General features: G+C 47.7%; 16 protein-coding genes and 2 pseudogenes. 8 read left to right on the top strand and 10 right to left on the bottom strand.

Annotated elements, in window-relative coordinates; genetic code table 11:
* Positions 1-161: 161 nt before the first annotated feature.
* Entirely contained in the window at positions 162-920 is a 759-nt protein-coding gene (locus H6F88_RS22695) for a hypothetical protein (RefSeq protein WP_190645005.1), read from the bottom strand.
* Between the two features lie 328 nt (positions 921-1,248).
* Here H6F88_RS22695 and H6F88_RS22690 point away from each other — a divergent pair, with 328 nt between their 5' ends.
* Positions 1,249-2,442: a hypothetical protein gene (locus H6F88_RS22690; RefSeq protein ID WP_190645004.1), complete on the top strand. Its 1,194-nt coding sequence runs from the start codon at positions 1,249-1,251 to the stop codon at positions 2,440-2,442.
* Between the two features lie 48 nt (positions 2,443-2,490).
* On the opposite strand, the pseudogene H6F88_RS33565 reads toward H6F88_RS22690, so the two are convergent.
* The 6 genes and pseudogenes from H6F88_RS33565 to H6F88_RS22665 all read right to left on the bottom strand — a co-directional run.
* Positions 2,491-3,525, bottom strand: a pseudogene (locus tag H6F88_RS33565) (DUF4912 domain-containing protein); the annotation flags it as partial.
* A gap of 390 nt (positions 3,526-3,915) precedes the next feature.
* Positions 3,916-4,758 (bottom strand): annotated as a pseudogene (locus H6F88_RS33560) (tetratricopeptide repeat protein); the annotation flags it as partial.
* A 359-nt stretch (positions 4,759-5,117) separates the two neighbouring features.
* Complete coding sequence (locus H6F88_RS22680) at positions 5,118-6,443, bottom strand: four-carbon acid sugar kinase family protein (RefSeq protein WP_190645002.1); 1,326 nt, start codon at positions 6,441-6,443, stop codon at positions 5,118-5,120.
* 42 nt (positions 6,444-6,485) lie between these two features.
* Positions 6,486-7,169: a hypothetical protein gene (locus H6F88_RS22675; RefSeq protein ID WP_199333757.1), complete on the bottom strand. Its 684-nt coding sequence runs from the start codon at positions 7,167-7,169 to the stop codon at positions 6,486-6,488.
* A gap of 139 nt (positions 7,170-7,308) precedes the next feature.
* A complete protein-coding gene (locus H6F88_RS22670) occupies positions 7,309-8,271 on the bottom strand; it encodes a glycosyltransferase family 10 (protein ID WP_190645001.1) in 963 nt (320 codons plus the stop codon).
* 521 nt (positions 8,272-8,792) lie between these two features.
* Positions 8,793-9,524, bottom strand: a complete 732-nt coding sequence (locus tag H6F88_RS22665; RefSeq protein ID WP_190645000.1) for a hypothetical protein — start codon at positions 9,522-9,524, stop codon at positions 8,793-8,795.
* A gap of 149 nt (positions 9,525-9,673) precedes the next feature.
* On the opposite strand from H6F88_RS22665, the gene H6F88_RS22660 reads away from it, so the two are divergent.
* The 6 genes from H6F88_RS22660 (at position 9,674) to bchB (ending at position 14,511) form a co-directional block, all read left to right on the top strand.
* A complete protein-coding gene (locus H6F88_RS22660; RefSeq protein WP_190644999.1) occupies positions 9,674-10,657 on the top strand; it encodes an alpha-ketoacid dehydrogenase subunit beta in 984 nt (327 codons plus the stop codon).
* A gap of 83 nt (positions 10,658-10,740) precedes the next feature.
* The gene (locus tag H6F88_RS34140; RefSeq protein ID WP_277882216.1) at positions 10,741-10,863 is read left to right on the top strand and encodes a hypothetical protein; all 123 of its coding nucleotides are present in this window, start codon (positions 10,741-10,743) and stop codon (positions 10,861-10,863) included.
* Between the two features lie 33 nt (positions 10,864-10,896).
* Positions 10,897-11,898 (top strand): UV DNA damage repair endonuclease UvsE, encoded by a 1,002-nt coding sequence (gene uvsE, locus H6F88_RS22655; RefSeq protein WP_242050670.1) that lies wholly within the window; start codon positions 10,897-10,899, stop codon positions 11,896-11,898.
* Between the two features lie 141 nt (positions 11,899-12,039).
* On the top strand, positions 12,040-12,372 hold the full coding sequence (locus tag H6F88_RS22650) for a DUF6883 domain-containing protein (protein ID WP_190644998.1): 333 nt from the start codon (positions 12,040-12,042) through the stop codon (positions 12,370-12,372).
* 16 nt (positions 12,373-12,388) lie between these two features.
* A complete protein-coding gene (locus H6F88_RS22645; protein WP_190644997.1) occupies positions 12,389-12,637 on the top strand; it encodes a DUF4926 domain-containing protein in 249 nt (82 codons plus the stop codon).
* 347 nt (positions 12,638-12,984) lie between these two features.
* Positions 12,985-14,511 (top strand): ferredoxin:protochlorophyllide reductase (ATP-dependent) subunit B, encoded by a 1,527-nt coding sequence (bchB, locus tag H6F88_RS22640; protein WP_190644996.1) that lies wholly within the window; start codon positions 12,985-12,987, stop codon positions 14,509-14,511.
* A gap of 193 nt (positions 14,512-14,704) precedes the next feature.
* On the opposite strand, the gene H6F88_RS22635 is transcribed toward bchB, so the two are convergent.
* The gene (locus tag H6F88_RS22635) at positions 14,705-15,091 is read right to left on the bottom strand and encodes a phage holin family protein (protein ID WP_190644995.1); all 387 of its coding nucleotides are present in this window, start codon (positions 15,089-15,091) and stop codon (positions 14,705-14,707) included.
* A gap of 266 nt (positions 15,092-15,357) precedes the next feature.
* On the opposite strand from H6F88_RS22635, the gene H6F88_RS22630 reads away from it, so the two are divergent.
* Positions 15,358-15,546, top strand: a complete 189-nt coding sequence (locus H6F88_RS22630; protein ID WP_190644994.1) for a YqaE/Pmp3 family membrane protein — start codon at positions 15,358-15,360, stop codon at positions 15,544-15,546.
* A 144-nt stretch (positions 15,547-15,690) separates the two neighbouring features.
* Here H6F88_RS22630 and H6F88_RS22625 read toward each other — a convergent pair whose 3' ends face one another.
* Both H6F88_RS22625 and H6F88_RS22620 read right to left on the bottom strand, forming a co-directional pair.
* A complete protein-coding gene (locus tag H6F88_RS22625) occupies positions 15,691-16,470 on the bottom strand; it encodes a histidine kinase (RefSeq protein WP_190644993.1) in 780 nt (259 codons plus the stop codon).
* A 171-nt stretch (positions 16,471-16,641) separates the two neighbouring features.
* Positions 16,642-18,249, bottom strand: coding sequence for a type II CAAX endopeptidase family protein (locus tag H6F88_RS22620; protein ID WP_199333756.1), 1,608 nt, complete (start codon positions 18,247-18,249; stop codon positions 16,642-16,644).
* Between the last annotated feature and the right edge of the window lie 199 nt (positions 18,250-18,448).

Raw genomic sequence — 18,448 nt, 5'->3', positions numbered from 1 at the left:
TCACAACTTTTTCCCTCCACCCGGTCAATTTCACTACAGATTGACCGATATGCTGGGGCGATCGCAAGCTCCACTCAGTAGCTTCACGTAAAGTTTATAGGAATAAGAAACCTGGAGAAGGAAAAAGCGTCAGTTGGCTCTCGCAGTCTTTCAACCAGGGTTTAGCTATGTGCCATTGGGGTAGTACGAAAAGTTACATTCACTCCTTCATTAGACTGCTCAAGTACCAGTAGAGGAGTAGGCTTTGCTTTTTGATCCCAATGCATATAAGCAATGCGTCCTTGAATCGTCGGTTGCCAGGTATCGCGATCGGCATTTGGACTCATGTAAGTCTGCATACACTCAATAATTTGATTGATCGTGACTGATGTCGGCTGAGTCGGCAACTTCATCAGTTTTACCTGTACCCGAAACAGAACCCGCTTGCCGCCTCTAGGTGAGTCGGTAAGGTCATACTCAATATCAAAAATTTCATCGATCTGCCGTCCTGTGCTGGCAATTCCCAAAAGTCCCTGACTGGCTTGAGTTGGACGAAGCGCAATACTGATTTTCTCTTTTACCTTAATTTTGATTTGATTCAAAATAGCAAAGTGAAATTTCTCCTCCTCCATTCGCATTCGCAAGTAATCCAGGTTAAATTCTCGTGAATGGATGAGATCGGGGTTTTTCTCCATTTTGCTAATTGTTTGAAGCGCAAGCTTGAGTTTCTTATGTAACTCCTGGTTCTTGTATTCCTCAAATCGTTTTTGCTTGGAGAGGCGATGAATTTTGACCTTAGTAAATATAGCTAGACCCGCTAGTATCAAAAAGAGTGTGCCGGATGCGGACATCCACACTTGATCGGCACGAAATCCTCCAGCCTGCGTAGCCGCCGAAGCTTGAGCCAATCTGGGTTCTACTAAAACCAGGTGAGTTGACATAGCTGTTTTCTAGGATAAAAAGAAGTGGGTGATTTTTTATTAGGATGCCCCCCATACAGTAAATTTCATCACTTGTTGAGCTAATGCAACAACGGATGAAAAAGTAATACGTCAAACTGATTTACGATTTGGCAAATGACTTTGGCTCGAAGCCATGAAGCATTCTTCAAGCAATTCACTCTCACTCCGGACAAGAGAATTGAAGATTCTAAACTCTGTCGCAACTCTGGCAAGGATATTTTTTAACGTGGGGGCGATCGCCCAGGTATATCTGGTTGTCAATAAGTTTTGAGGGGAAAGCTAACCTCTAGATTGAGGAGATAGTGGAATGCTTGTATTTTTTATTCATGGCGTTGCGACACGAGATGTTAAATATGCAGATCCACTAAAGCGGTCAATCCAAGAAAGTTGTGCTCAATTGGGCAAGGCTCTACCTCACTTTTATTCTTGCTTTTGGGGAAATGCCTTAAACGACGTTAGTAGGATGTGGAACCTGATTCATCAGGATTTGCAGAACTATAAGAAAAAACATCCTCAGTCTGACGTTCAAGAGATATTTCGCTATCAGACATTTAGAGAAGGGTTTCTTTCCGAATTTGTAGGTGATATGTTTACCTACTTAAACCCAAAGCGTGGTGTAGAAATTAGAAAGGCGATCGCCCAACAGCTATTGGCATTCATCAAAGACCACCCTGAAGAAACCGAATTGCATATTGTCTCGCATTCTTTAGGAACAGTAATCTTGTGGGATATTCTCTTTTCTGAGAAATTTCACCCCAAAGATCCAGCTTTTTACATTCGGTCGGTTATTAATGGTTTGGAAGGCGATCGCACAGGTAGAAAACTTCAACTAAAGAGCATTACAACGATGGGATCTCCCATCCTTTTCTTTAATACTATGCTCGGTATCAGCCCAGAGAGAGTAAAAGAATTCACTTTAACGTATAGAGATGACTCTTTAAGGTGGCTCAATGTTATCCATTCTTCTGACGTGATTGCCTATCCTTTGGGGGCAGGATTGGCGATCGACGAAACCTATCATCTAAGCCATGAAGATGTTTATGTTTCTACCGATGCTAATTTTGCAGAGAAAGCTGCCCGTTCAATTGGACAGATGGAAGCAGCAATGGCATTAGGAGCAGGGGAAGCCCATGTCAGCTATTGGAACTGTGGTAAAACATCTAGCTCGATTGTATGCAACATCTTGGATATAAAAGAAGCTAACCTATCCGGTGATACCTCGATACAAAGCGTGATTGCTCTATTAGAAAACGTATCTGGCATGACATGCGATCAAATGAGATTGCACGTTAACGACAACCCAGCAAATTCGTTGAGCTTTAAAGATGGTAGTGGCAGACTACATCATGTGATCAATGTAGCCAGAATCCATCATGTTTATATCTTTGATCACAATAACCTATGCCAGTTTTCAGGCTACGTAGGTTGGGTTCATACCGATAGTTTTCTGCAAGCTCTACTGCTTCTAGAAAAAACTTTCTGCTGCTCTTCAGCTTCCTAATGTCTGCCCTATTTTGCCAGTTCACCGACTATCTCTCAATTGGAGGTTCTATTCTAACCACTCGTCGGTTGCCTCATTTTTAGTATTAGTGTTTCGCTCTGGAGTTTCCCGTTTAAATTCCATGTGAATTGAGCGACTTTGCTCTCCGTCAACGGCAACAGCAATGATGGGATAGTTGATAATGCCGTCCTGGAAGGACATTTGAAAGCGGAAGGTGCCGTCTGGGTTGAGTTGAATTGGCTGTCCGTCAATCGTAACCGTTGCATCAGGTTCGGTAGCTCCGTAGACAATCAGTTCGGCAGCAGCGACGAGCCAAAACTTACGCGGACGGATTGGCGGAATCGAGGCAGGAAAGCCAGCACCCGACATGCCAATGCCCGACATACCAATGCCCGATGGAGTTGGCATGGACCAAAGTGCTGCACCTGACGGGAAGACGTAGGAACTGATTGCTTGCTGAGGCACTTGTTGCATAGAGCCAAACAGGGAACCTGCAACTCGCATTGATTCTGCTGATTGTGCCAGTCCAAAGAGGGTGTTGTAAGGAGTAGATTTGCCTGTGGCTTCTTCTTGTTTGGTAGGAGGAGTAAGCGTCAGGAAGGTTTTATCGCGCAGTTCTTCATCCCAGGAAATGGTAAGAAATTGGTCTTCAAACCAGTCGGAAGGATAAGCAGGAGGAATGCGGGTTGGGGCAGAACGGGCTAGCATGAGCCAACCGCTGTTGTTTGTAATGTAGCCGATTTCAACAATGTAGTCGCGATCGCTCACTGGAATTGGCAGATACCAATCTCGCGCCATTTCTTCACAGCTAAATTGTTGGAGGCTGTGCGGGTTTTGATGATTTAGGTCAAGATCTGTCACGTCATATAGCCGCAGTGCCAGGTAAGAGCCACCTTGCTGACGCAACTCTTCTTTATGTCCAATGGGAATGTCCCAGTAAGCATAAGCCCACTGCGGGTCACGCGGCATCAAAACGATCCGGCTTTCGCCGTAACCTTCGGGCAAATCGTCCAGGTCTTCATCGACGGCTACTAGGAACTCAACTTCATCCGTTTGACCCACGTCAAATTTGGCAGCTTCTACATCGGACTGTATTTTGTCCGCTTGAATTCTGTCGTTAGGCATGGCAGACCAGGCGGCTGTACCTGCTGCTAAAACTGCCCCACCAATTTGAGTTCTAATCTCGGAAATGTCTTCAGCGGGAATATCCTCAGCAGGAGCATTTTCAGCAGGAGCATTTTCAGCGGGAATATCTTCAGCGGGAATATCCGCAATTGAGTCTTCTGGTGTGGTGCTGGCTGCGGGACTTTCTACGAGGGGAGGCATTTCAGCTAGATTGCTTGAGTCTGCCTCTGCGAGTGAAGGTACGCTTTCCAAGGAAGAATCAGTCTGGGCTGGGCTGGACAGTGCAGCAGTGTTAAGGCTCGCGATCAGGGCGTTGCGGCTAGCTTGTGCTTCTGCGTAGGTCGGTTCGATTTCGAGGGCTTGGCTAAAACTGACGATCGCCTCTTCTGCTCGTCCCAAGTTTGCCAGCGCATTGCCTTTGCCTGCCCAGGTCGCAGCTAAGGCAGTTCCAATAGCAGAATTGGTTGAGGCTGCGCTGAGTTCGATTGCTCGATCAAAGCTAGCGATCGCTTCCTCTGGTCGATCGACACTGAGCAACGCATCGCCTTTGCTAGACCAGGCTGCAAAGAAATCAGGTTTAACTGCTATGGCTCGGTCAAAGCTGGTGATCGCCTCTTCGTAAAGACCCGATTCAGCCAGCACCATGCCTCGATTGTAAAGGGCCTGATATTCAGGAATTGCGTTAGAGCGATCGCTTGACAACGAGGAGCGGGCGGCAGCAGCGGCACCACCCACCAAGGTAGATCTGACGGGGGCAGCGTTGGTAGCTGGACTCGGCGTTGTAGCACCTGCCCTAGATGCAGAATGTGTAGATTCCGTGGAGGGGGTGGAGGCTGCTACGCCACTGGTTACGGCACGAGAAGCTCGTGGAGCAGCAGATACGGGTGGAACTGAAGCAGCTTGGCTTGACTCAACTCTGTTAGATTCAGCCCGTTTTCTGAGGAGCCACCACAGTAAGCCTAACAGCGCCAGCGGCAGCAGCCACCACAGCCAACCTGGAATGCCCGCGTCTGCGTTGTTTGCGGCATCTGCACTGTTTGCACTTGCGATCGCCGTCTCTTGTGCAACCAGGTTTTCTCCCAGGACTGAGACTAGTTGAAAATCGTCTGTCGTGTTATCAGTCACAGTTGTCCTGACGAGAACCGAAGATCGCAGCGAGGCAGAACTGTCAGCCCTAGAATCCTGAGCCATTGACCCACCTGGCATAGACAAAAAAGGTGAGGCTGCCAGCGCGCTAGAAATAGGAGCAATGGCAACCAGAAGCGCCAGGGTAGCTACCGAAGTATCTTTTGTTTTAAGCATAGTGAGAATGGCGAGGGAGAATAGCAGGCTGACCAGCCTCAACGAAATAAATTTTTGTAAAAGATGGGCTGATTATACCGCTTTGGCTTGAAGGGGAAACGTTTTTTAATCTACCTGTGACACAGCGATCGCCTACCTTACAGCAACAGCCTCAGCAATAAATCGAAAAAACGTTCAATTTGGCTAATTTTGTCAGATCAACCCGGTTCTTGCAGACTACGGAGAAAAAATTAGACCATGCAGGATGCTTAATTTACTCGACTGAGCCGCTGATAAATAGCGGTGAGGGCATGGCGATCGCCCACGTTTCCAGGAAACAGTACCACAGGCAGGTTGGGAAATTGGGGATGGTCATTTGGAGTACGCACAATCGAGCATCCTGGCAAAATTTGCCCTAGCAGCCGCGCCGAAGTCAGCGCTAACCCGCTACTCAAGACATCATTAGAAGTAATGCCGCCTTTACTAATGAGGAAACCAATATTAGACGGCAATCCGCGCACCATGTCCATCAGCAATGCTGAAACAGTCACCCCAAAATTGAGCCGCGTCTGCACGTCCTCAAACGGCAGCTCTTGACGGCTCGTATAGATTGCAGGCGTTTTGCCCTCTTGATGAATGGCATGAACCTGCTGAAGCACCTGTTCTAGCAAGGCATTGCGCTGGGCGGCAGATTCTTCTAGCAATTGCTCAACTTTGACCTCAACGCCAACTACACCGGGAGCCTGAAGCAAATCTTCTAGCTGCTCAGTTGTTTTCTTAACGTGAGAGCCGACTAACACCACACCAGGTTTGCCGTTGCGCGTATAGGTTGCCATGTCTTCGGGCGCAACGGGTTGCGGGGGCAGATCCGCTAAAGCGGTCAGCAAGCTAGCCGCGCTGCGAAACAAAAAACGCTTGCCGTGGGAAGCCGCAGCCAGCACATCCGCAGCAAAGCGATCGAGGTCTGCCTGGGTTTCGGCGTCAACCACTGCACACTGGTTATTGCTCAAGTGCAGCAGGCGATCGAGACTTCCGGCTCGAATATCTGCTAGCAAAAATCGCTCAACCGATGTGGACGCAATTCGCCCTTTGGTTTTTTCTTCAACGTAATCAGGTAGGTAGCTGTAGCTGTAGCTAAAGACTGAATCACGGGCAAATTCCGTTTCATGTACCGGAGTTGGAACCCCGTCAATTATTAGATAGTGAATGCTGTCGCGGGTGATGCGTCCACCTTCAAAAAAAGCGGGGGTGAGGAAATGAGCATCAAACGGGCCAAGCTCCTGGACGATCGCATCGGTTTCTACGGGATAATGTCCTCGCAACGTCGAGTCAGACCGACTGACGATCAGAAACTCCTGGATATTTTCAGCGGCGATCGCCTGCTTGAGATTCTGGCAAACCTCTCGCGTCACAGCATTCGCCCGTGCCGGAGTCATTGCCCTTGTGTTGGTTAGCACAAAAAAGATCGGCGACTCATCGGCTAAACCTAACCGCAGCGTATCAACGTCCCACCGAGTCAACAGCAGACAGCTATGCACCGTCTGGGAGCCCGTTGGGTCATCATCAAGCACGATAATCTTTGGTTTGGTAGACATAAGCTCGATTGCATCGCGTCGTTCATTAATGCCGACCCTGGTTTAGTGCCGACTCTGTAATTTTCTCATCTCGTCTTGCACACTTAACCCTATCTGCAAAGCTTCGTTCAAAAGTCGTCCATGCTCACTTGCCTGATCACTCACCTGAAGCGCCCGCAACGCCATCAGATTGTCAGCAAAAAGTTCTGGATTGCGATCGATAAACCGTTTGTTTTCCCGCAGGATGCGCTCTGTCTTGAGGGCACGGACCAGGTTCGCTCTAGTTAGCTTCAGTGCCTCAACTACCCGATGGCGGTTGCTCAAGCGCACTCGCAGATTTCCGGCAGCTTCAATCTGATCATTTATGTTGATCGCCCGAATCATCGCGTTGTGGCGATCGACCTCATCCAGCAAGCCCACTAGCGGCGAGGTTGTACTTCTTTTAACTCGAATGAACTGAATGATAGCTGCGACCACAAGTGCGATCGTCGCCGCTGAGCCGAAAATCATGTATTCATACCGCAAGGGCTGAAGCTGCGGTGAAAACTGGTTAAAGGCAAGGGCAAAGGGAATGAACCCCAGCAGTGTCATCAGCGAGATTTCTAAAGTTTGGCGAACCAGAAAGTGCGATCGCTTGTGAGAATCCCGCATCACCGACCGCCGAAATACCTGACTGGTATCCACACCGCTCAGCTTTCGTAGCTCTCCCCTGGTAATTTCTAAACCCTGCAAATCCGGTCGCATCATGATGAATCCGTCAGGTCAGACTGGGCAAGTCAGGTGATGAAGGTCTTGATTGTACTAGGTTAATCGCAAACTGACTGAAGTGGAGTGCGATCTCCCCTCAATCTAACTTTTCTGCTGATTAGAAAGTCTGGTTTGATAGTCAGGAGCCAACGATTGCTTCTGCTTTTTGCACAATTCTCAACAGCATTTCTTCATAGAATGAATTGGAAGGTGCTTCAAGCTTTTCAAAAGCCCGATTATAGGCATCAATGCAAAGATTCATTCGTGCTCTAAATTCATCAACCGTCATCGCGTCAATATATCTGAAAAGTAAATCCGAGCTGCCAAAGTCGCAGTAGTCTAAAAAACTCTTCTGCGGAAAATCTTCATAGATCTTGTTGCCTTCTCCATAGTAAATGGGAAGGCATCCGTGCTTAATACTATCCCAAATTTTTTCAGTGCAGTAATAAGCTGTATTTGTGTTTTCAAAACATAAATTGAAGTGATAGTTTTGCAAAATATTTGCCTTTCTTGATTCCCAACCTTCTCCCCTAGAATCTTCTAATGAAACACCTCTTGGCCAACCTCTACCATAAACATCAACTTTCCCTGACTTGTATCCTTGTAGAGCGATACGGGTTCTGAGATAGCACAAATCTAACTCCTCTCCGTTTCGCTTCAGGCTCCATCGGCGGCGATTGTTGCGGTAAAACATCAGAGCCACAACCTTTTTATGCTCAAAGTTAGGAAAACTACTTTCGTCGAGCGACTTTAGTAGGCGATCGATTGTTTGAATGCCGTTGCTGTTGACGGTGTAGTAGTTGTTGAGATAAATGTCTCCGGTATAAACATTCATAATATGAATGTCTGGTAGGCTAAACCACTTTGCCGTGTCTGTAAAATGAGTATTCCACCGAGGTTCATGCGACCAAACTAAATATTTTTTCTTTGCTCCATATTTTAATTGAAGAGGAATTAGATTTTTACATCTTTGGGCAACGAATAAGTCACAATCAGTCTCATTTTCGGTGATAAAAATGCCCTTTTCTGCTAAAAAATTGAATCCTTTTGATTTAATGAAGGGGGTATAGAGCAGTGCATCTGCTTTGAAAATTTTGATCATGATTCCGATCTTCCACTCCACTGCATCAGCTCTATTCAACGGCAGAGATTGAGCAGAAGACAGACACTTTTGCAGAAACAAACTTGAATAGGCGTTTCCCCTAGAACGAAGGGCTTAAGCCCCTTGCCAGTGCGATTCTCTTAGTTTTGCGGCTGCACAGTGAGTGAATCTTCTCTCTGCCTGTCTCTTAATTCAACACAGGTGAAACGAGTTGCTCCGACAAACCGGAAGCAGTTAAGTCGAAAATTGAATCTACCAGGTTACATGAATCTACAGATTTCGTCAGCCATCTGAGTGCTCGCGCTGTCAGCCGTGATGATTTCATCTGCTCGGCACTGGTAGCTCCTAACCCTAGATTGGCAGCGCGACGAATTTGTTCCAAGTCCCAGATGGAGCTGTTCGAGACGGAGTTGGTGGTGCCAAGCGATCGCAAAATGGCAATGCCGACTGCATCTACAGCAAATCATCGATTCCCGCTAATGCCGATGAAATTAACCTGAGTTTGGGAAGAGTTAGTTCGTTCAAGGAGAGGGTCGGAAATATTCGTCCCAGTCATCGTTTCGCGAATCGTCTTCCTCTTCCTCACGGAAATCTTTTGGATTGTCCTGGTCGAGAAAGTCCATTAGCTCATCCCAGTCAGACTCGTCTTCAGTTGATGCAGGTGATGCAGGTTTGACACCATATTCGCCAACAGCAATTTCGACAGGAGCAGCAGGTTCAACATTGGACTCAGAAGTCCGTGGCAATCGTAGGGGAATCCGTGGTGGTTCTTGAGATGATTCGGTTGGGGGCTTGCTAACTTGTTCAGTTGTGCGATCGCTAGACGGTTCAAATCGCGATCGTAGCAGCAGCTTCTCAATCGGATCTATTCCAGTTGGCTTCTCACTTGGAGCGATTGGAGTCACATCTGGGGCGATCGAAGGAGTGTCTATGGGTGCCGTATCTATCGGTGCAACAGGTGGCAAAACGGTAGGCTGAATCGGCAGGGAATTCTGTGCTTCTGTTCTGGCAGTCCGCTCGGCTAAGGCAACGCTCTGACGAAACAGGCGAACCATTTGAAGCAGGTTAGCTAGATGCTCAGGCGGAATTTGCTCAATTTCTTGAATGAATGGGCGGAGTATAGCGGAGTTGCGATCGCCCCCGATTTCTCTAGCACCTCGTCCTGATGCGTCGAGAAGATCATCTTCAAAATCGTCGTCTTCAAAATCGTCGTCGAAGTCATCGTTGAAGTTGTTGAAGTTGCGATCGCTCATACATTCCTCTCGTCAGCTTCATTCCTATTACCCACCATCCCCAGTCTAGATCAGAGACGAAGAGCCATCCGAAAATCAATTTTTGACCAATCATCGCCACTAACAGTTAAGATTTTAGATTGAACGATCAAATCTATTCGAACCTCCAGATGGCAGAAACCCTCCTATTCAACGCCTTACGTGAAGCGATCGACGAAGAGATGGCAAGAGATTCCTCCGTCTTTGTTTTGGGCGAAGACGTAGGACACTATGGCGGTTCTTATAAGGTCACCAGAGACCTTCACAAGAAATATGGCGATCTGCGCGTCCTCGATACGCCGATCGCTGAAAACAGCTTCACGGGCATGGCAGTTGGAGCCGCAATGACAGGTTTGCGCCCGATCATTGAAGGCATGAACATGGGCTTCTTGCTGCTGGCGTTCAACCAAATTGCTAACAATGCTGGAATGCTGCGCTACACCTCCGGCGGCAATTTCAAAACCCCGATGGTAATTCGCGGACCAGGTGGCGTAGGACGACAGCTTGGAGCAGAACATTCCCAGCGGCTAGAAGCCTATTTTCAAGGCGTTCCTGGCTTAAAGTTGGTGGCTTGCTCCACCCCCTACAACGCAAAAGGCTTACTCAAATCCGCCATTCGGAATGACAATCCTGTGCTGTTTTTTGAGCATGTGCTGCTCTACAACCTGAAGGAAGACCTGCCTGAAGAGGAATATCTGCTGCCGTTGGACAAAGCCGAAGTGGTGCGGCAAGGCGAAGATGTAACCATTCTCACCTATTCCCGGATGCGACATCACGTCATGAATGCGGTGAAAACGCTGACCAAAGAAGGATTTGATCCTGAAGTCATCGACCTGATTTCGTTAAAGCCGCTTGACTTTGAGACTATTGGAGCCTCGATCCGCAAAACCCATCGCGTGATCATTGTGGAAGAGTGCATGAGGTCAGGCGGAATTGGGGCTGAACTGACGGCTTCAATCAACGATCGCCTCTTCGATGAATTGGATGCTCCAGTGATTCGTTTAGCTTCGCAGGACATTCCCACGCCCTATAACGGAACGCTGGAAAACCTGACCATTGTGCAGCCTCATCAAATTGTTGAGGCAGTGCAAAAGATTGTTGCCCTCAAGGTCTAGTTCCTTACCCTAATTCGGTGTTACTCAATGTGGCTTGCACTGTAAGGGCGTTTCGCGAAACGCCCCTACAAGATCCATTTCTCATGTCAGTAAGACTCAAACTTCAGTACAAACTGGAGGAGGGCGATCGCCTCTCTTCTCCCAAAGTGTCTTCAACTGTTCAAGCAGGTAGAAATTTTCTTCAGCAGTTCCTCAACGCCAGATAGAGGTACTAAAGTCCAAGAACTTTTAAGTTGGACATGTACTGTTCAGCAGATTGGTGTTTGGGAATGCTTCGTCCAGCCAGTTCTTTAGAAATCGTCTCCTCAGAAGAATTCGCAGCTTTGGGAGATTCTCAAATCACACCAAAGTTAGGGTTGGTTTGCATCACATCTTCCAATCAGGTTCGCTATCGGACTCTAACGCGCAAACGTCTGTTGCTACTTTCAGAAGCCGAGCAGGAGAAGGCTTTGCGCGACCTGTATGCCGAAAATCTGCGGCGTTTAGGAGCTGCGTTAGAGTTTTGTGCGGCTGAGGAAATTTTTCTGTACCGTATTGCCTCCGGGCTATTTCCCTTTGCCGATGAGTCGTTAGGGGCAGCAGTATTAACAGAGTTTAGTGACTCATTGCGGCAGGTGGGCGATCGCGCCCTTCAGCTTGGCATCCGTATCGTTATGCACCCCGAACAGTTTGTTGTACTCAATTCCGACAAACCAGAAGTAATTGCTAACAGCATCAAAATTCTCACTGCCTATGCCAGAACCTTTGACCTGATGGGCTTGCCGCGATCGTCTTGGTCATTGATGAATGTTCACGGGGGGAAGGGCGATCGAGCGGAGCGGTTGATTAGCGTCATTCGAGATTTGCCCGAAGCGATTCGCAATCGTTTGACTCTGGAAAACGACGAACACACGTATGGCTCTGAGGACATTCTGGCTATCTGTCAGACTGCTGGAGTGCCCATGGTGTTTGACGCTCACCATCACATCATTCACGATCACCTGGACAGCTATGAACATCCCAGTGTCGCTGCCATGCTAGTAGCCGCCCGTAGCACCTGGGATAGACCCGACTGGCAGCTTGTTCACATCTCAAACGGACTTGCATCGTTCAACGATCCGCGCCACAGCGACCTGATTACTGTGATGCCCAGTTCTTATCGCAATGCTCCCTGGATTGAGGTTGAGGCAAAACACAAAGAAGTGGCGATCGCAAAACTCCGTCAGGATTGGCTACTTCAAGCCACAAATCATCCTAGTTAGTCGAACCCCAAGAACAAGAACAATTGCTCTGCAAAAGCTTGAAATTAAAATCACATTTTTTGGCTTGTTGCGACCAAAAATAGATTCTACACGTTGCAGTATGCTCTAGATTTTGGCTCCAGTGGAACGTGCAAGACTCGAATGCTAATTCCCAATGCAGAAAATGCAGTTGTTGATATTCGTAAGTTGCGCGATTACTGCCTCAACTTGGAACACGACGATGGTAAGCATAAAACTCGACTTTTTTCATCAATTCTTGGAATGACGGCTGATAATGCTGAAGAATTGCGTCAAATCCTGTTTGAGGTTGTCAAAGTTCAAGCAGCTCCGTTGGGAAGGCGAGATGAATTTGGGCAACGCTACACTCTGGATTTCACAATCGAATGGCAGAATAAAAGTGCAACCCTTCGGAGTGGCTGGATCATCGAGCATGGTTCGGAGATTCCAAAGTTGACGACCTGCTACCCTCTGTAACGTGGAGGTACAAAGCATGACAAACAATACAGTCAAGCTGTTAGATGTTGTTGCTCTGACTGTTGACCTTCCTCAGTACAATCTATGGCGTGGACAGGTAGGAACAGTTGTTGAGCTACTAGCAGAGGGTGCTACATTTGAGGTTGAATTTAGCGATCGCAACGGACGCACATACGAGTCATTGGGGTTGCGCCCAGAGCAAATCATGATTTTGCATTTTGAGCCAATATTACCTGATGCAAAAGCCGAAATGGTCACAGCATAAGGAGTGCAGCACTTCCGCTGAGCTATCAGGAATGCCCTGGTTTAAGGATACTCGTTGGAATAGATTTGCGATTTCCATTCTTTTGTTCTCTATTTGCTGAGGTTGAAAAAGGTCGCGAAGAATTAAGAATCGTTGCAGGAAAAGGGAACTGGTTGGTAGAGACGATCGTCTCATCCCCTTTCCCTCAACATCTTCAGCGATCGCCCCCACATTTCCATATCCTAAGAAATAAATAGCGATCGCTCATGCCTTGGATATCTCTGAGACAATCGTAAGCAATTCTCAAACTCAGAAGTATTGTCCAAAACCTTTGGACAAGCGACCCACAGCGAAACGGAGATCAGTTTATGAAATTGGCTTACTGGATGTATGCCGGCCCTGCGCACATTGGTACTCTCCGCGTCTCCAGTTCCTTTAAGAATGTCCACGCCATCATGCACGCTCCGATTGGCGATGACTATTTTAATGTAATGCGATCGATGTTAGAGCGCGATCGCAACTTTACGCCTGTCACCATTAGCTCCGTCGATCGCAATGTGTTGGCGCGAGGTTCTCAAGAAAAAGTGGTGAACAACATCACCCGCAAGGATGCAGAAGAAGCGCCTGACCTGATTGTGCTGACCCCGACCTGCACTTCCAGCATTCTGCAAGAGGATTTGCAAAACTTTGTCGATCGCGCCCAAATTGACGCGAAGGGCGACGTGATGCTGGCTGACGTAAATCACTATCGTGTGAATGAACTGCAAGCCGCCGATCGCACGCTTCAGCAAATTGTGCAGTTTTACATTGCTAAAGCGAAGAAACAGGGCAGCTTGCCCACAGGCAAAACCGAGAAACCTTCCGTTAATATCATTGGCATTACCTCCCTTGGCTTCCACAACCAGCACGACTGCACTGAACTAAAGCGGCTGATGGCAGATTTGGGAATTGAGGTGAACCAGGTAATCCCTGAAGGCGCATCGGTTCAAAATCTGAAGGATTTGCCCAAAGCCTGGTTTAACCTGGTGCCTTATCGTGAAGTTGGCTTGATGGCAGCGCAATATCTCCAGGAAGACTTTGGGATGCCCTTTGTAGACATTACGCCGATGGGCGTGGTGGAAACAGCCCGCTGCATTCGCAAAATTCAGCAAGTGCTGAATGAACAGGGCGCAGCGGTGGATTACGAAGATTTCATCAACGAGCAAACCCTGTATGTCTCACAAGCTGCCTGGTTTTCTCGCTCGATCGACTGCCAGAACCTGACGGGTAAGAAAGCAGTTGTGTTTGGCGACAATACTCACGCTGCTGCACTCACCAAAATCTTGTCTCGTGAGATGGGAATTCATGTGGTGTTGGCAGGGACTTACTGCAAGTATGACGAAGCCTGGTTCCGGGAGCAGGTGAGTGAGTACTGCGATGAGGTGATGGTTAGTGATGACAACGGAGCAATCGGCGATGCGATCGCCCGCCTAGAACCCTCTGCCATCTTCGGCACCCAAATGGAACGACATGTGGGCAAGCGACTGCACATTCCCTGTGGGGTGATTGCGGCTCCGATTCATATTCAAGATTTCCCCATTGGCTACAAGCCTTTTGTGGGTTATGAAGGCACCAATCAGATTGCTGACTTGGTCTACAACTCCTTCACGTTGGGAATGGAAGATCACTTGCTCGAAATCTTTGGCGGTCACGATACTAAGGAAGTGATCACTAAAGGTATCAGCGCTGATTCTGATTTAGGTTGGACAAAGGACGCACAGGTGGAACTGAATAAAGTACCTGGCTTTGTGCGTGGTAAGGTGAAACGCAATACGGAAAAGTTTGCGCGCGATCGCAACTTAACCGAAATCACCGTCGAAGTGATGTACGCCGCGAAAGAAGCGGTCGGTGCTTAAGTAAATTGAGCAACATGCATCCTATCCTTTAGGGGAAAGAAGTATGCAGATTGGGGTAGCCATTAGGCTGCCCTTTTTTGTATGGAGAGCTAAACAGCTAAAACCCAATGCCTAACTAAATGGCATTGGGTTTTGCACTTGCTCTATTTAACTTGTGCTGCACCAGGAGCCCAGAAGTCGTGCTCGTTAGGTACTATGCTTCCGTTTTGGCATTTGTGTTTAGGTTCAGTGCAGGTCTGCGCTCAGCAAAATATCTGAGAATGAAGGTATTCACAAAAGTTAGAATGACTGGACCTAGAATGAAAGCTAGAATTCCTCGAACTGCGAATCCAGGGGTTAGTACTGACGCAAGCCAGAAACAAAGTCCGTTAACTACAAGCGAGAACAAACCAAAGCTCACGAAGTTGAGCGGCAGAGATAGTGTTGATAGAACTGGCTTTGCAGTGGAGTTGACCAGTCCAATCACCAGAGCAGCAATCAACGCTGCTGGAAAGTTTGCCAGATCAACACCAGGAACGGCTAAATCTACAACCAGCAAACTCAAGGCGGTAGCCAGAGCAGTAAAAAGGGCGCTAAGCATAAAATTTTCCTCAAACGAACTTCAACTTCAAGGGGAAGCAAAATACAAATTTGCTTAAACTACCTCAATGATCAGCCATATAACCTGACTGTCACCTCCCCATGCAGATAGATTCGAGGTCGTCCTAAAGACATTTTTGAAAAGGATTAGAACAAGCAAGCAACAATTAATTCTCACGGTGGAGGGCAGTTTGATTATAAGTTGAAACAATAGAATAAAAGCTAGCTTGAAAAGTCTCTAGTGCAAAAGTTTTTGGGAGAAACCTTATGAATTTACTTCGATTAGTTCTGGCAATTTTGTTACCTCCTGTTGGAGTGTTTTTGACCTACGGAGTTAGTACAACTCTGCTGATTAACATTGTGTTGACGCTCTTAGGTTGGCTACCGGGCAGCATTCATGCTGTTTGGGCGCTCGCCAAGCACAGCGAAGTAGCTCGCCGTCAAGAAAACTTCTAATTGATCTATTCCAGGACTGTAAATGTAGGGGGAGCGTTGCTCCCCCTACATTTTATTTTTTAGACTTATTTTTCAAACAAAAAGAAAGGTGAGCATTGCCCACCTTTCTTTTTAGATCTTTTTTCTTTTTATAGACTGGTGCAATTAGCTTGCGTCACCGTTTCTAACGGAATGCCAAAGCTCTTTGAGCAATTGCTTCACTCGTTGCTCTCCTCGTGCTAAAGCGGCTCCGGCTTCACCCATTTTTTGCTCAAATTCTACTTGCTTCTGATTTAACCGAGGTGTTTCTCCCACTTCAGCCTGAGCTTTAGTTTGGTCGTACCAAGTTTTAGCGCTGTCTAAATGCCGTTGAACCTCTTCATAACGAGCACCATAACGGGCAGCTAGATTGGCCTGCAAAACAGAGAGTTGGGTTTGCAGTTGGGCATAACGCTTCCGCATCGAAGACACTTCTTCGCTGTCTTTGACTGAACTCACAGCAGAATTAATGGCAGACTTGATCTCTGTTGATCTGCTGCTTCCCGTCTCCTCAATATCCATTAGAGCGCTGTCAATTTGTCCTTGCAGCGCTTTTTCTTCGCCATCAATTTGGGCTTGAAGCTGCTCAACTTCAGACTGAGTTTTGGCGATCGCCTGCCGTCTTACACTGCTGATTCCTTCAATTGCGCCTTCGATTGAAGCGGTGATTTCTTCCTTCGTTTCCTGTCCCCGATCTTGCAAATTATCAATGACCGTGGAGACCGCTTCTCTAACGATCGAGCGAATTTCAACTGATCCTTCTTTGATTTCTGAAACTGCCTGTGATACAGCCAGTTTGACGATTTCTCGAATCCGTTCTGTTCTCAGTTGTCCTTCAGTTTTTGCTTTTTGAAGATCTTCCGAAATTTTGGTTTTAACAGAGTTTTCTTTGACCGAATTAGGCATAATTGGCTCCTGGCATCAAGCTGCCAATAAAACTGCTAATTCAAAAAGCCAAGCTAGGTCTGTTCGAGTAAAATTTATCGAGCTAGAAACGCTTAGCTTTTTTCCTCAACTCCTTTATGCTGTCGTAAAACTAAGGCAGCTTGACACTCCCGTAGGACGTAATAACCGATCCTATTCCGCACCACTACCCAAAAGGAATAAGCCGATCATCGTAACGCTATTCCAAAGGCTATGCAGCAGGATTGGAGATAGGAGACTACGCGATCGCGTATATACAAATCCCAACACGGCACCTAATAAAGTTAGCGGTAAAACTTCGGCAAGGCTGAGGTGAGCGGTTGCAAAAATTAAGCTGCTGAGGGCGATCGCCCATCCTACAGACATATAGCGAGTCAAAGATGGCAACAAAAAGCCGCGAAATAGGATTTCCTCAAAAATGGGAGCGGCGATCGATGCCGTCGCAAAAAACATTCCCAATGCTATAGGGTCACCCTCCTCTAGCACAATTTGCAGCAGTGGGTTGCTGCCACCCTGCCCCTGCCAAACCTGTTGATTGATCCACGACACCACGATCATCAATGGCAACGCTACAAGATAGCCGCCTCCCCCCCATAAAAACCAGTTACTTTTGCTCTTCAGGCGGAACCATTCCTGAGGGAGCGGCAGAAACTTACGGATCGAGAGGTAAAGCACAAACAGGGATATACCTGCCATTGCGAGATAGTAGAGCAGTGCGTAGGCGGCTCTGGCGCGGCTGTCAAAGGCGGAGAAACCGATTCCCAGCAACTGTGAAGCCAGTGGCAGAACAATCTGCCCCGCAAAGAAAAAGCCAGCAATGAGCACCTGCCAGACGATTTCCCCGCTCCAGGGAGTTTCCCAGATCGTGGTGCCGTTTTGAGCTAGAAGCGCTTGTTCGCCTCGAAAAGCCCGCTGTACTAGCAGCGAAATCAAGATGGCAGTACCCGCCAAACAACCGATGATAGGGACCACACCAATCAGCGTCAGTTTGAGAAAAGTCTGTTGAGCGGCTGCTTGTGCAGCTTGTTGAAGGGCTGATATTGCATCAGGACGCTGTTGCAGTTCATACAGGCGGCTAAGAGCCCGATCGCGAAACCAGCCGTCCAGATTTTCCTGAATCTGCTGTTCAACATCGGGCAACAGCCGTGGTGGTTGGCTCCACAGACCCGTTAAGGTTTCAGCTACTCGGTTAGGTGGGGGGGCTGTTGCATCTGAAGCCCTTGTATCCGAAGCTGTTACATCCGAAGCTGACCGAGTCCCGTTGCTGCTGGCAGTCAATCTCGACCAGGTTTCTAAAGCGGTTTCCACTTGACCTTGCTCAACTTGAAGAATGCCAATTCGCAGGTCGAGCTGGTCAATCAGCGTTTGCTGTTGTCGAATCGCGGTGCGTAACTGACCTTGCTTAGAGGGATCTGAAGAGGAAGTTGGAAATTCTGGTGCGGCTGCGTCGGCGACAGTAACCTGATCAAGCCGTGACTGAAATCGGTCGAGTTCAGTTTGAGCCGTTTGCCGCACGTCCTCGTATTGCTCAAGCGAGGTAGCGATCGGGTCTTTACCTAAAATTGCAGTGCGGGTTGAGTCTACGTTTGCACCACTTGCTTCAGGCTGAAACTCGGTCGCTTGAAGCAACAAATCAGTTTGATAAAGCTGAAGCCGACTGGTAATTTGCGGCTCACTCCAACTGCCGATCAGGGAACTGCCAACTAAAAAGACAACAAAAAAGGTGAGACCAGTTAAAACCAACCGTTTCAATGTGATCATTTCTCGCGGTGGAAGCGGGTTTGCAGACAAATTCGGATGGAATCCTTCACAAAAGCTAAATTAGGCGAATAGGAATTAACTCTACCTTGATTGGCATTATCGCACTGTTCTTTAGGTCAAGAAATGTTCGGGTGGAGTGCCAGAGACAGGTTAAAATGCATCTGGTTTTGACTGTTTTCTGTCCTGTTGATCCTGCGGT

Source organism: Oculatella sp. FACHB-28 (genome assembly GCF_014696015.1).
In the GTDB taxonomy this organism is placed as follows: Bacteria; Cyanobacteriota; Cyanobacteriia; order Elainellales; family Elainellaceae; genus JAAUTN01.
This window is presented reverse-complemented; position numbering and strand designations above follow the sequence as displayed.

Bases quoted from the DNA above. Each gene is read 5' to 3' on its own strand.
- H6F88_RS22660 (WP_190644999.1), top strand. From the start codon at position 9,674: ATGGCAGAAACCCTCCTATTCAACGCCTTACGTGAAGCGATCGACGAA.
- bchB (WP_190644996.1), top strand. From the start codon at position 12,985: ATGAAATTGGCTTACTGGATGTATGCCGGCCCTGCGCACATTGGTACT.
- H6F88_RS22620 (WP_199333756.1), bottom strand. From the start codon at position 18,249: ATGATCACATTGAAACGGTTGGTTTTAACTGGTCTCACCTTTTTTGTT.
- uvsE (WP_242050670.1), top strand. From the start codon at position 10,897: ATGTACTGTTCAGCAGATTGGTGTTTGGGAATGCTTCGTCCAGCCAGT.
- H6F88_RS22675 (WP_199333757.1), bottom strand. From the start codon at position 7,169: ATGATGCGACCGGATTTGCAGGGTTTAGAAATTACCAGGGGAGAGCTA.
- H6F88_RS22670 (WP_190645001.1), bottom strand. From the start codon at position 8,271: ATGATCAAAATTTTCAAAGCAGATGCACTGCTCTATACCCCCTTCATT.
- H6F88_RS22625 (WP_190644993.1), bottom strand. From the start codon at position 16,470: ATGCCTAATTCGGTCAAAGAAAACTCTGTTAAAACCAAAATTTCGGAA.
- H6F88_RS22650 (WP_190644998.1), top strand. From the start codon at position 12,040: ATGCTAATTCCCAATGCAGAAAATGCAGTTGTTGATATTCGTAAGTTG.
- H6F88_RS22680 (WP_190645002.1), bottom strand. From the start codon at position 6,443: ATGTCTACCAAACCAAAGATTATCGTGCTTGATGATGACCCAACGGGC.
- H6F88_RS22665 (WP_190645000.1), bottom strand. From the start codon at position 9,524: ATGAGCGATCGCAACTTCAACAACTTCAACGATGACTTCGACGACGAT.
- H6F88_RS22645 (WP_190644997.1), top strand. From the start codon at position 12,389: ATGACAAACAATACAGTCAAGCTGTTAGATGTTGTTGCTCTGACTGTT.
- H6F88_RS34140 (WP_277882216.1), top strand. From the start codon at position 10,741: ATGTCAGTAAGACTCAAACTTCAGTACAAACTGGAGGAGGGCGATCGC.
- H6F88_RS22690 (WP_190645004.1), top strand. From the start codon at position 1,249: ATGCTTGTATTTTTTATTCATGGCGTTGCGACACGAGATGTTAAATAT.
- H6F88_RS22635 (WP_190644995.1), bottom strand. From the start codon at position 15,091: ATGCTTAGCGCCCTTTTTACTGCTCTGGCTACCGCCTTGAGTTTGCTG.
- H6F88_RS22630 (WP_190644994.1), top strand. From the start codon at position 15,358: ATGAATTTACTTCGATTAGTTCTGGCAATTTTGTTACCTCCTGTTGGA.
- H6F88_RS22695 (WP_190645005.1), bottom strand. From the start codon at position 920: ATGTCAACTCACCTGGTTTTAGTAGAACCCAGATTGGCTCAAGCTTCG.